Source organism: Neobacillus novalis NBRC 102450 (assembly GCF_001591805.1).
Taxonomy (GTDB): domain Bacteria; phylum Bacillota; class Bacilli; order Bacillales; family Cytobacillaceae; genus Neobacillus; species Neobacillus novalis.
Window position 1 is genome coordinate 1 of sequence record NZ_BCVP01000017.1, and the last position, 12,912, is coordinate 12,912.

At 40.1% G+C, this 12,912-nt stretch carries 8 protein-coding genes; 6 read left to right on the plus strand and 2 right to left on the minus strand.

The genetic code is table 11. From position 1 onward, the window contains the following. Positions 1-38 precede the first annotated feature (38 nt). Both BANVL01_RS14740 and BANVL01_RS14745 read right to left on the minus strand, forming a co-directional pair. The gene (locus BANVL01_RS14740; RefSeq protein WP_066092579.1) at positions 39-911 is read right to left on the minus strand and encodes a GGDEF domain-containing protein; all 873 of its coding nucleotides are present in this window, start codon (positions 909-911) and stop codon (positions 39-41) included. 619 nt (positions 912-1,530) lie between these two features. Further along, entirely contained in the window at positions 1,531-2,289 is a 759-nt protein-coding gene (locus BANVL01_RS14745) for an FxLYD domain-containing protein (RefSeq protein ID WP_066092576.1), read from the minus strand. 761 nt (positions 2,290-3,050) lie between these two features. Between BANVL01_RS14745 and BANVL01_RS14750 the strand changes: the two genes are divergently transcribed. From BANVL01_RS14750 to BANVL01_RS14775, 6 genes are all read left to right on the plus strand, one after another. Beyond that, complete coding sequence (locus BANVL01_RS14750; protein WP_066092573.1) at positions 3,051-4,334, plus strand: ABC transporter substrate-binding protein; 1,284 nt, start codon at positions 3,051-3,053, stop codon at positions 4,332-4,334. A 71-nt stretch (positions 4,335-4,405) separates the two neighbouring features. Beyond that, the gene (locus BANVL01_RS14755; protein WP_066092572.1) at positions 4,406-5,377 is read left to right on the plus strand and encodes a carbohydrate ABC transporter permease; all 972 of its coding nucleotides are present in this window, start codon (positions 4,406-4,408) and stop codon (positions 5,375-5,377) included. Then, a complete protein-coding gene (locus BANVL01_RS14760; protein WP_066092569.1) occupies positions 5,377-6,198 on the plus strand; it encodes a carbohydrate ABC transporter permease in 822 nt (273 codons plus the stop codon). Before BANVL01_RS14755 ends, BANVL01_RS14760 begins: the two co-directional genes overlap by 1 nt. Positions 6,199-6,303: 105 nt before the next feature. Next, on the plus strand, positions 6,304-10,539 hold the full coding sequence (locus tag BANVL01_RS14765) for a GH92 family glycosyl hydrolase (RefSeq protein ID WP_066092565.1): 4,236 nt from the start codon (positions 6,304-6,306) through the stop codon (positions 10,537-10,539). Positions 10,540-10,682: 143 nt separating this feature from the next. Continuing rightward, positions 10,683-11,597, plus strand: coding sequence for an ROK family protein (locus BANVL01_RS14770; RefSeq protein WP_066092562.1), 915 nt, complete (start codon positions 10,683-10,685; stop codon positions 11,595-11,597). A gap of 53 nt (positions 11,598-11,650) precedes the next feature. Then, complete coding sequence (locus BANVL01_RS14775) at positions 11,651-12,850, plus strand: ROK family transcriptional regulator (protein WP_066092560.1); 1,200 nt, start codon at positions 11,651-11,653, stop codon at positions 12,848-12,850. Positions 12,851-12,912: the final 62 nt, after the last annotated feature.

Genomic DNA, 12,912 nt, shown 5'->3' on the forward strand with positions numbered 1-12,912 from the left:
GGATTTATACATGGGGCGAGGTCAATCTTCAACTATCGCTAGTCGTGACTGCCACCACCAACAGCATTCTTTCCTGATGATTTCACTTTATACATCGCTGTATCAGCACTTTTTAATAAGGATGAAGGGGTATCGCCGTGTTTCGCGAAGGCGATACCGATGCTGGCAGAAATCAACAAATCATTGACCTCAAGCTGTAATTCCCTTAAAATGTCCGCCGCAATTTCGGTAGCCTCTTCTTTATCGGTCTCCAATAACATGACAATAAACTCATCACCGCCAAGGCGGCTTACAAAGGTAACATCATTTCGGAACCGTTTTAATCGGTTGGCTACTTCTTTTAATACATGATCTCCCTCTTCGTGACCATACGTATCATTCACCTGTTTAAATCCGTCCAAATCAATGAACATAAGGGAAACAGATTGCTCTCCTTGTAAAGAGGCCGATAACTTTTCCATAAAGTAATGTCGGTTGGGAAGGCCCGTTAGCGAATCATACAAGGCTATTTTTTGCAATTTTCGATTCAAACTTTGTAACTGTAATTGTTTTTCTGTTAATTTTTCCGATAATAATCCTACACCAATTGAACATAAAAAAGTGACGATGGCAACACCGAAATGAAGAGATAGTTCTTGGTTAACTAATTCGGCCATTTGTAGGTACTTTTCATAAAGTAACCAAAACAAGTGGTAGATATTAACGGTCATCGCCGCAAAGAGTCCGCCTGCAAATCCTAAATAATAGGAAAAAATAAAGCATGGAAACAGCAATAAAAACCAAACCATATCATCAATATAAAACATATCTAACCTCGCCAAAAAACCTGGGCTGATCGTTAATACAACGCACAAAGCGATGACAATCTTAGGTATTTTCCGCAACGATTCCATATTGATACTTAACATCATTGATTCTCCCCCCCTTTTGAACTACCCAATTTATCTCAATCAATCAAATCGGCACAAACGGCACATTTTCCAGCTAGAATTTAAACTCTTCCTTTGTCTTCTTTGAATTTTAGCATATTTTGTCGAATTTTAGAGCAAAAACAATATTTTGTAAATAATAGGACGCGGGGACAGTCAACTCGTCCCAATTAATTATAAGTGCGAAGCTAAGTACTAGTAGGCTTCCAATATTCTTATTTCGCGATTAACACCGCATGCATTCCTTAATGTTCTAGGGATGTAACAACTTAGCAGATATTATTTAGAGATTTTCCTTAACTACCTGCTACTAACGAACATAATCTTGGGCAGACGTTTTAACATAAGGACATTCATAGAGGAGGTAAAATCATTTTTCGAAGAAATAAGTTTAATAGAGGAAACTTTGCAAATCATCACAATGCAAATGTCCGGTGTAACGACCAACGTGGAACCTTAATAAAATCCCTATTTTGAAGAAAGTTCTAGACATTCATTTTTTGTTTACGTAGGAGAAAATGGTTACTTTTTAAAAAGAGGTCCTGTCCTCCGCCACTTTTCCGCAGCTGGGGACTGAACCTCTTTTTCCTACACCCTTAACCTATTCTGTTCTAAAATCGATGATCTCGGCAGTTGCATTAGTAATCCTTGGATCTTTTTTTACCCTTGCTGAAAATTTGGTCATAGCATTTGCCAATAGTGTAGATGATTGACCATATGTTTCTTTTGAGTCAATTATATTTCCATTATCATCTTTAAATAATACCCTTATCTGCACAAACTTTAATGATATGTCACTAATATTTTTCAATTCTCCTTCAACTACTTCAAATGAAGTATTCTCTGTGAAGGAAGTAATTTTTATCTGAACTGGATTATTGCGGGTTTCCTGTTTTTGTGCCAATTGCTCTGCTTTTTGAGCGTTTTCTTGATCAATCTGCTTCTTAAATTCCCTTAAAGAACTGAGCTCACCTTCAAGCTCCCCTATCTTTTTATCCTTCTCTGAAAGAGTTGATTGAGCAGTTGCTAATTGATTTTCAAGTTCCTCGCTAGTTCTTCCTTTTAGATTAGTAATTTGATCATTTAAATCTCCAATTTTTTGATTCGATTCATTAAGTTGATCTTTAGCCTGTTTCTCGAATTTTAATAGGCTCTTAGAATATTCAAGTTCTTTCTTTGCCACTTCATCATTAGGGTCCTCTTTAACTGCTATAGCAAAAGCCTCCACTGCTTTTTGATACTTTTTGTCTGAAATAGCATTTTCGCCATTTTTAATACTTTTTTTGTATTCTGCTGACTGTCCGCAGGCAGTTAATAAAAGAAAAGGCAGGATAACAGTCATGAAAAAAAATTTACGCATAAATTCTCTCCATCTTTAATATTTTGAATGATTTTATAGTACTAAGAATAAACTTAAATCATTACGCAAATTTTATAAGCAATGGTTTTGCCGTACATAGGGCAAAAATGCTTTGCTCATTCTTAAATACTTGTGTTCCACAACCAGTACAGAACAATACTTCCTCCCTTCAGTATCCCTTGTTAACCCCTTACTACGTTTCCTTAATTTTACTATAGGTGGGACTAATTTACTATAATTGTTTAAACTTTTTAAGTACCATGAATTCTCCCACTTAAAGCGTACACTAAAAAATTAAAAGGAAAATTACCGTTTAGGAAGAATTTTAATTGAGTTTATACTGATTTATTGCATCAAATCATCCACTAGTTGAGGTCGATTAAAGTGGTTTTATTGAAATGAAAGTCAGGGATATTAAAAAGTTAGAACCTATTACTGAACCACCTGCAACCTATTAATCATGGGATGAATTGGATCCAGATGCGACGATACTATATGACGGACGCGGGGGCAGGCACCCAAAGTGGGATAAGGAGCCCCATGTCCCTTATTGTCAAAAAATGAGGAATTATGGGGAAGGAATTTGGTAGACAGATATTTCTGAATATAATACGCTTAAGTTACATCTTATTAAAGTGATTTTAAGAAGTCCTCTAGGTATTACATATTATTATTTAGGAAAATAGGGGGGAGTGGATATTTTCAACAAGAATCATTGTAAGCGCTTCGAAAATTAAAATAAAAAATTGGGGGAAATAGAAATGAAGAAAAGATGGCTATCGCTAGTTTCATTGTTACTAGTATTCTCATTTATCATTTCAGGTTGTTCCAGCTCAACTTCTACTAAAGATAAAGACGACAAAAAAGCGGCGAAATTAGAGATCTTTAGCTGGTGGACAGGGGCCGGTGAAGAGGATGGACTGAAGGCATTAATCAAGCTTTTTAAAGAAAAATATCCGAATGTTCCTGTTGAAAATGCTGCTGTAGCAGGTGGTGCTGGAACGAACGCAAAAGCAGTTCTTGCCAGCAGGATGCAGGGGAATGATCCTCCAGCGACATTCCAAGTTCACGGTGGTGCTGAGTTAAATGCAGGCTGGGTTGCTGCAGGTAAAATGGAGCCGCTCAATGATTTATATGATAAAGAAGGCTGGAAAGATAAATTCCCGCAATCTTTAATCGATATGGTAAGTAAGGATGGAAATATTTACTCTGTACCGGTGAATATTCACCGTGGGAATGTCATTTGGTATAACAAGAAAGTCTTTGCTGACAATGGCTTAACTCCGCCGAAAACATTCGATGAGTTTTTTGCTGTAGCCGATAAGCTGAAAGCGAAAGGAATTACGCCATTATCATTGGGCGATAAAGAGCCATGGACGGCAACGATGCTATTTGAGGATATCCTCGTTGGAACAATTGGCACGGAAAAATACATTAAACTTTGGTCTGGTGACCTCCCGCTAAATGATCCAGGTGTAGTCGAAGCAACGAAAACCTTTAAGAAAATGCTCGATTATGTGAATGCGGACCACAGTTCCCGTAACTGGCAGGATGCCTCGCAAATGGTCGGCAAGGGTGAAGCAGCAATGAATGTCATGGGTGATTGGGCAAAGGGCTATTTTGTTAATGATTTAAAATTAAAGACGAATGAAGATTTTGGATTTATCACCACTCCAGGTACGGAAGGAGACTTTTTAGTTATTACCGATACATTTGGATTGCCAAAAGGGGTTAAAAATCCAGATGATGTAAAGAAATTCTTGTCTGTCCTAGGGTCTGTTGAAGGGCAAGATGCCTTCAACCCATTGAAAGGATCGATTCCTGCCCGGATTGATGCCGATCCGGCTAAATATGATGAATACGGTAAGCAAACGATCGCTGACTTTAAAGATGCCAAGTTAGCTCCAAGTTTGGCTCACGGTTCTGCAGCGCCAGAAGGCTTCCTAACGAAGGTCAACCAAGCAATTAACATCTTTGTCACGCAAAAGGATGTTGATCAATTTATTGACTCTTTAGTAGCGGCATCTTCTGATTTGAAAAAATAAAGAAGTTAAGAAAAAGAAGGAGGACCAGCTTCCTTCTTTTTCATACATAAATCAAGTTAGGGGTTTTAAAGATGGAGCTAAACCGAACAGAGAAAAGGTCTGCGGTCTTGCCTGAAACAAAAGCCAAACGGAATCGGAAGCTAACAACGGACCATTTACTAGCCCTTTGTTTCATCCTGCCCTCGATTGTGCTGATTGCTGTATTTGTTTACGGATTTATTGGCTGGACAGGTTATGTCAGCATGAGTAACTGGAATACGTTAGTGCCCGACTTTTCCTTTGCCGGTTTAAAAAACTATGCTTATTTATTCCAAGACTACCGTTTCCAAGCAGATTTGCGGAACACCTTAGTATTTACGGTCCTGTTTATCGCCGTAGTTGTCTTGGCGGGACAAGCGTTAGCTATTTTTCTAGATCAAAAGATTCGCGGGGAATCGCTTTTTAGAAACATTTTCTTTTTTCCGATGGCCTTATCGTTCGTTGTAACGGGGGTTGTTTGGCAATGGCTGTTAAATCCATCAACCGGTGTTAATTTATTTTTGAAAAAGTTCGGGCTCGATTCGATGTGGTACACGAATACCGATATCCTAGCCGGCTTTAAATGGGGAAAAATTGAGTTCGGTATTCCGGTGGCAATTATTGCCGTCGTCATTGCCGCTGTATGGCAAATGACGGGTTTTTCGTTAGCGATGTATTTGGCGGGGCTGCGCGCGATTCCGGAAGAGTTGAAGGAAGCAGCCAGAATCGACGGCGCTTCGGAGTTTAAAGTCTATCGAAAAGTAATCATTCCATTACTAAGGCCGATTACGGTCAGCGTCATTATTATCATGGCTCACATTTCTCTCAAAATATTTGATTTGATTTATGCGATGACCGGGCCAGGAGCGAATTTTGTGACCGATGTTCCGGGTGTTTATATGTTTGAAACAACATTCCGCGGTAATTACTATGCAAATGGTGCCGCGATTGCGATCATCATGCTGCTGTTTGTCGCCATTTTTATTGTGCCATATCTCATTTCAAGTAGAAAGGGGGAGTCATAATGGCCCTGAAAAGCATAAGCAAACCGTTGTTATATCTTGTATTAATTGGACTGAGCTTATTTTTCCTCATGCCTGTTTATGTCATGGTTGTTACGAGCTTAAAACCATTGGACCAAGTTACCTTGAGTGATATGTGGAAGCTGCCGTCGGTCCTAGATTTTAGCAGTTATGCAACGGCCTTTACGAAATTGACTCCCAATCTATTAAATTCCTTTTACCTTGTCATACCGGCGACATTGCTGTCAGCATTATTGGGCTCACTAAATGGGTATGTGTTGTCGAAGTGGAAGTTTAAAGGTTCCAACACGATTTTCACGCTCATCCTATTTGGGATGTTTATTCCGTATCAAAGTATCTTAATTCCAATGATTCAATTCCTCCGTGAAATTGGTTTGTATAACACCATACCCGGACTTGTTTTTGTCCATGTAGTTTACGGGATTCCAATTACCACCTTAATGTTTCGAAACTTTTATGCCAATATTCCTGATGAAATGCTAGAATCGGCCAAGATTGATGGTGCAGGTTTTTTACGGGTGTTTCGCTATATCATGCTGCCCCTGTCGATTACGGGATTTGTCGTGGTCGCAATTTGGCAATTCACTAATATTTGGAATGAATTCTTGTTTGCGGTAACCATCACGACTTCTGACCAGCAACCGATTATGGTCGCTTTACAAAATCTTTCCGGAAGCCAGATTGTGCAATGGAATGTACAAATGGCCGGTGCCCTTCTTGCTGCCCTGCCAACCTTAATCGTTTATATCTTTTTAGGAAAATACTTTGTCAAAGGTTTATTAGCGGGATCGGTCAAGGGGTAACATGTCATCAATTATTATATCAAATGCATAAAGGAGGTGATTGTGTTCCCGCAATCTGAAAACTTTTTCAACTTAATTTAAAAAGATTTAGAAGGAGGCTATCGAATGAAAAAAAGAGCGATCCAAAAGATCATTTCGAGTATTGTATCCCTCGCAGTTCTGACCAGTGTCCCTGTTATGCAAAAACCATCTGTATTGGCAGCATCGTCTGATTCCACTTCAGCATCGAAAACGGATTTCTTTAGCTCGTTTGAAAAATCCGATCTGCAACTCACTTGGACTAATACAGTGGAGACAGATGCTAACGGAAAGAAAATGTCCTCAGGAATTGATGGGAATGTTAAGCGGGATTTAATCCTTGGCGATATTACCGATAAAGTTGTTCAAGTAACAGCGAGTGCAAACAATCCCCCGAATGAAATCGATTCTAAGTTGATCGATGGGGACCCGACAACAAAATGGTTAGCATTTGAACCGACTGCTAACATCGTCCTTAAGCTGGCTGAACCAGTGGCCGTTGTCAAATATGCCTTAACATCTGCTAATGACGCTAAAGGAAGGGATCCAAAAAACTGGACATTATACGGTTCCTTAGATGGAACGAATTGGACAGCCGTCGATACACGAGAAGGGGAAGATTTTAAAGATCGCTTCCAACGAAATATGTATGATTTAAAAAATACTACAAAGTACTTGTATTACAAATTGGACATTACGAAAAATGCTGGTGACAGTATTACCCAGTTAGCGGAAATTTCTTTATCAGACGGAATTGAAGTTCCAGCACCACCGCCGGGAGATATGAAGTCGCTAATAGGAAAAGGCCCAACTAGTTCTTATACCGCTAAAACAAATGTGGGCTGGACCGGATTAGGTGCCCTTAATTATTCAGGTACACATCTTTCAGACGGAAGGGCTTATTCTTACAACAAGCTTTATGATGTCGACATCCTTGTTACCCCAGCAACAGAGCTTTCGTATTTTATTGCCCCAGAATTTACAGATAAAAATCATAATGACTATTCAAGCACATATGTCTCTGTGGACCTTGCCTTTTCAGATGGAACCTACCTTCATGATCTTAAAGCAGTAGACCAGTATGGTGTAGGACTTAATCCGAAAGACCAAGGTGATTCAAAATACTTATACGTAAACCAATGGAACACAATTAAATCTACTATTGGTTCTGTTGCGGCAGGTAAAACCATAAAAAGGATTCTAGTAGCCTACGATAATCCAAAAGGCCCTGGAGCCTTTAGAGGAAGCATCGATGATATTAAAATTGATGGAAAACCTGTTCAGAAAGCATTTGGTTCTCCAATTGACTATGTAAATATCCTTCGCGGGACACAATCGAACGGATCATTTTCTCGTGGAAATAACTTCCCAGCCGTGGCGATTCCGCATGGATTTAACTTTTGGACACCAACTACTAATGCAGGATCTAGTTGGATTTATCAATATCATGAAAGCAACAGTGTCAATAATCTCCCACAAATCCAAGCTTTTTCTGTCAGCCATGAACCAAGCCCTTGGATGGGGGATCGTCAGACATTCCAAGTGATGCCATCCGCTTCGACGGCAGCTACACCAAATGCAAATCGTGATTCACGTGCATTAGAATTTAACCATGCGAATGAAATTGCCCAGCCACACTATTACAGCGTGAAATTTGAAAATGGGATTCGTACGGAAATGACTCCAACAGACCATGCAGCTATGTTTAAGTTTACTTTTACAGGTGCCACATCTAACCTCATTTTTGATAATGTTAACAATAATGGAGGCCTTACAATCGATGCTAAATCAGGAGAGATCACCGGCTATTCTGATGTGAAAAGCGGCCTCTCTACAGGAGCAACGCGCTTGTTCGTCTACGCAGCATTTGATAAGCCTGTTATTAAAAGTGGCAAATTAACAGGTGAAAGTAGAAACAATGTCACAGGATATGTCCGATTCGATACTTCTAAAGATGAAGACAAAGTTGTCACTATGAAAATTGCAACATCCTTAATTAGTGTCGAGCAAGCAAAGAAAAATCTCGAACAGGAAATCGGATTGAATGATACGTTTGAGGGACTAAAAGAAAAAGCGAAAACAGAGTGGAATAAAAAGTTGGGCATCATCGAAGTAGAAGGAGCATCGGAGGATCAGCTCGTTACGCTTTATTCTAATTTATACCGCTTGTTCTTGTATCCGAATTCTGCCTTTGAAAATGTCGGAACGACAACTGACCCAGTCTATAAATATGCAAGTCCGTATTCAGCGGCAACTGGCCAAGATACAGCGACAACAACTGGTGCAAAAATCGTCGACGGAAAAACGTATGTCAATAACGGCTTCTGGGACACTTACAGAACAGCATGGCCCGCCTATTCTTTATTAACACCAACATTTGCTGGTGAACTGATTGATGGATTTGTCCAGCAATACAGAGATGGCGGCTGGATAGCACGGTGGTCTTCACCAGGATTTGCAAACTTAATGCCGGGTACGAGTTCGGATGTCGCCTTTGCGGATGCTTATCTTAAAGGGGTAACGAATTTTGATGTCCAGAGCTTTTACCAATCGGCGATTCGAAATGCAGAGGCTGTCAGTCCTAATGCCGGCACAGGCCGAAAAGGGCTAACAACTTCGATATTTGATGGATATACCAATACTTCAACGGGTGAAGGATTAGCATGGGCAATGGATGGCTATATTAACGACTTCGGTATCGCTAATTTGGCAAAGGCTCTAAAAGAAAAGGGCGACAAGAGTGATCCCTACTATGCTAACTATGCTGCAGATTATCAGTACTTCCTGAATCGTGCGCAAAACTATGTGCATATGTTCAATCCATCCATTGAATTTTTTAATGGCAGAACAGCAAATGGGGCATGGAGATCAACACCGGATAACTTCAATCCTGCCGTTTGGGGGTCCGATTATACAGAAACAAATGGCTGGAATATGGCGTTCCATGTACCACAAGACGGTCAGGGGCTAGCCAATCTCTACGGTGGAAAAGAGGGGCTGGCGACTAAGCTTGATCAATTCTTTAGCACATCAGAAACAGGATTGTTTCCTGGCTCATATGGCGGGACAATCCATGAAATGAGAGAGGCAAGAGATGTCAGAATGGGGATGTATGGCCATAGCAATCAGCCGTCCCATCATATCGCCTACATGTATGATTACGCTGGACAGCCATGGAAGACACAGGAAAAAGTCCGTGAAGCCCTTAATCGACTTTACATTGGCAGTGCAATCGGCCAAGGATATTCCGGGGATGAGGATAACGGTGAAATGTCCGCCTGGTATATCTTAAGCGCAATGGGATTCTATCCGCTTAAAATGGGTACACCTGAATATGCGATTGGTGCACCGTTATTTAAGAAGGCAACCATCCATTTGGAAAATGGAAAATCAATTGTTATAAACGCTCCTAACAATAGCAAGGAAAACAAATATGTGCAAAGTATGAAAGTAAATGGAAAAGCCTATGCTAAAACCTCCATATTACATGCGGATATCGCCAATGGTGCCGTAATTGATTTTGAAATGGGATCCAAGCCATCCAAATGGGGCAGCGGAGATCAGGATATTTTACAATCGATTACTCCGGGGTCTACAGATGGGACATCATTGTCTCCACTGCCATTACGTGATGTAACAGATCGTTTAATTGCAGCGGAAAAAGGAGCTGTAACTGTAAGTGATGAGGGAAATGGACAATTATTGTTTGATAACACATCAAACACTCAATTATCTATGAAGAGTAAAACCCCATCGATTGTGTATCAATTTAAGGAAGGCAAACAAAACGTAAAAATGTATACGTTGACTTCTTCAAAAGCTTCACAGAATGAGGATCCAAAATCTTGGGTATTAAAAGGTTCAAATGATGGGAAGAGTTGGAGCGTCCTTGATCAAAGAAAAAATGAAACGTTCCAATGGCGTCAATATACGAGGGCCTTTACGATTCAACATCCAGGGAAGTATTCACAGTATAAGCTCGAAATAACAGAAAATGCTGGAGCGGAGGTTACTACTTTAGCAGAGCTTGAGCTCCTAGGCTATGATGATGTAACCAATAGCTATCAGGCTGTGTATGAGCTAATGGAACAATTTAAACAGTCCAAAGACTTAACAGGACCAATGGCTGTACAATTGAACAACAGTTTAACCACATCGCTAGATCATTTCAAAAAGGATCATAAGGATCAGGCAATCAAGCATCTGGAAGATTTCTTAAAGCACCTTAATAATAAAGGTTTACAGGACCGGATTTCTTCTAAGGCAAAAGGGGTCCTCTCTGCCGATGCGAATCAACTGATTGTATTACTAGCAAGAGATTAAGAGATTAGATTTTGAAAAAATAAAATCGCAGTAACTGACCACGAATGTCGTAGGGGGTCAACTGCTCCTATGGCATTCTGGTTGTAAAATCTTTATGGTTTGTGGTCTTAGAAGTATGAAAGATAAAATGAGGTGTATGGAGGATGCGGAAGAGTGAGAAAGAGGAGCGCTTAGCAGTTGGTGTTGATTTGGGCGGGACGAATATTCGGGTAGCGCTGATTAATGAACTGGGTCAAATTTTAAAAGAGTGTAATCGTAAAACAGAAGCCGATAGAGATAGAGATTACATTATTCAAAATATGATCACGATGATTAAGACGGTAAAGGAAGACCGACAGATTCAAGGGATTGGAATCGGTTCACCAGGCCCTATCAATCAAGTAAAAGGTCTAATCCTTGATCCGCCAAATTTAAAAACGCTGCATCAATGTTCGATTGTTGAGATGATTCAAAGCGAAATAAAGGAAATTCCAATCTATTTAGAAAACGATGCCAATGTGGCCGCCCTCGCAGAGGCAAGAGCCGGAGCCGGATTCGGGAAGAAAAGTGTTATTTACATTACTGTAAGTACTGGAATCGGAGCAGGCATTGTCATTGACGGAAAACTTTTTGTCGGAGAACAGGGAAATGCAGGCGAAATAGGAAACATGATTATCCGTGAGAGTGGTCCAACGGTTTCTAACCTAAACACTGGTTCCTTAGAAGCACTCGCATCTGGAACGGCAATTGCAAGAGAAGGGAAAAACCGCTTAGGAATTCACGGCGGTGCCAAGGAAGTATTTCAATTGGCAATGGATGGGGATGAGGTGGCAATTAATATCGTAGACGAGGTAATATCGTATCTTTCCATTGGTATTGCCAACCTTATGCATACATTTAACCCTTCCATCTTTGTGTTGGGTGGAGGAGTGATGCAGTCCGGAAGTTGGTTATTGCCACAGTTAAGAGAGAAAACAGCAGATTTATTATTTCCAAGCATGAAAAATCATCTAATCATTGAGCCTCCCATGCTGGATAAAAAAGCTGGGGTAATTGGTGCAGGATTTTTAGTTATATGATTTTTTAAATAAAATTAATTCATGTACATAATTTGTTATGCGGGGTATTTATTATGAAGGAATATGTGGAGCAAAACCTCACTAAAAAGATGAATTCAATAAAAGTCCTTGATTTTATCCGAAAAAAGGGCCGGATTACAAAGGCTGAACTTGCTGAGGAGACAAAATTAACGTTTGCGGCGATTTCAAATATTATCAATGATTTAATCAAGAATGGCATGATTAAGGAATGCGGCGAAGGTCTCTCAAGTGGCGGAAGAAAGCCGATTCTTTATGAATTGAATTCGGAAGCCTTGTACGTAATGGGGATCGATATAACCGTTGATGAAAAGGTAAGGTTTGGTCTATTTACCTTTAATACCGTACTGGTTAGCGAATTATGCCTGGATTCTCCAATCATAAAAGGACCGGATGAATATATCGAGATTATTAAAAAAGGAATAAGGGAGCTAATTGAGCAGGAAGGTATTGACTATCAAAAAATTGTAGGGATTGGGGTTTCTATCCCAGGGCCGATTAACTCGATAACAGGTGAGGTCATATCGCCACCCAATTTACCCCTTTGGAGACAGGTTCCCTTAAAGGAAATTTTAGAAAAAGAACTTCAAATTCCCATCAAAATTGAAAAAGACGCCAATCTATCAGCATTGGGGGAAAAGTGGTTTGGAGCAGGGAGAGAGGCAGAAAATCTAGTCTACCTGTTTGTCGGTGAAGGGATCGGCAGCGGCGTGATCTTAAATGGAACGCTGATTAATAATAAAGGGTTTGGGATTGGTGAAATCGGCCACTGTACCATCGATAGCTTTGGCCCCCTCTGTAATTGTGGAAATTACGGGTGCTTGGAATTAAAAGCCTCCGGCCTAGCCGTTGTGAAGAAGGTGAAAGAAGGATTACAGCAAGGTTATAAAACGAGTTATCATTATCCCGCTATTGAACAAATTTCGTTTTCAAACATATTAGAAGCAATTGACTCGAAAGATCCGTTTACGATAGAAGTGGTCGAAGAGGCAGCTAACTATCTAGGGATTGGCCTAACAAACGTGATTAATTATTTTAATCCAGACATGATTATTATTGGCGGGAAACTTCCAGAGAAATATGAAAAAATGATTGAACTATCAGCCAGCATCGCTAGGAATCGCGCCATCGAAGTATTTCAAAAAGACCTATCCATCATCCCAGGCAGCCTAAAAGAAAAATCAACCATAATGGGCGCAGCCGCTTTAATATTAGAGGATATTTTTAGAAACTAGGGACGAGATGCTTCGTCCCAATTTTTGTGCCCGTTCGAGCGGTTTTTTCGAAGGAACGGTCA

Bases quoted from the DNA above. Each gene is read 5' to 3' on its own strand.
- BANVL01_RS14740 (WP_066092579.1), bottom strand. From the start codon at position 911: ATGATGTTAAGTATCAATATGGAATCGTTGCGGAAAATACCTAAGATT.
- BANVL01_RS14745 (WP_066092576.1), bottom strand. From the start codon at position 2,289: ATGCGTAAATTTTTTTTCATGACTGTTATCCTGCCTTTTCTTTTATTA.
- BANVL01_RS14750 (WP_066092573.1), top strand. From the start codon at position 3,051: ATGAAGAAAAGATGGCTATCGCTAGTTTCATTGTTACTAGTATTCTCA.
- BANVL01_RS14755 (WP_066092572.1), top strand. From the start codon at position 4,406: ATGGAGCTAAACCGAACAGAGAAAAGGTCTGCGGTCTTGCCTGAAACA.
- BANVL01_RS14760 (WP_066092569.1), top strand. From the start codon at position 5,377: ATGGCCCTGAAAAGCATAAGCAAACCGTTGTTATATCTTGTATTAATT.
- BANVL01_RS14765 (WP_066092565.1), top strand. From the start codon at position 6,304: ATGAAAAAAAGAGCGATCCAAAAGATCATTTCGAGTATTGTATCCCTC.
- BANVL01_RS14770 (WP_066092562.1), top strand. From the start codon at position 10,683: ATGCGGAAGAGTGAGAAAGAGGAGCGCTTAGCAGTTGGTGTTGATTTG.
- BANVL01_RS14775 (WP_066092560.1), top strand. From the start codon at position 11,651: ATGAAGGAATATGTGGAGCAAAACCTCACTAAAAAGATGAATTCAATA.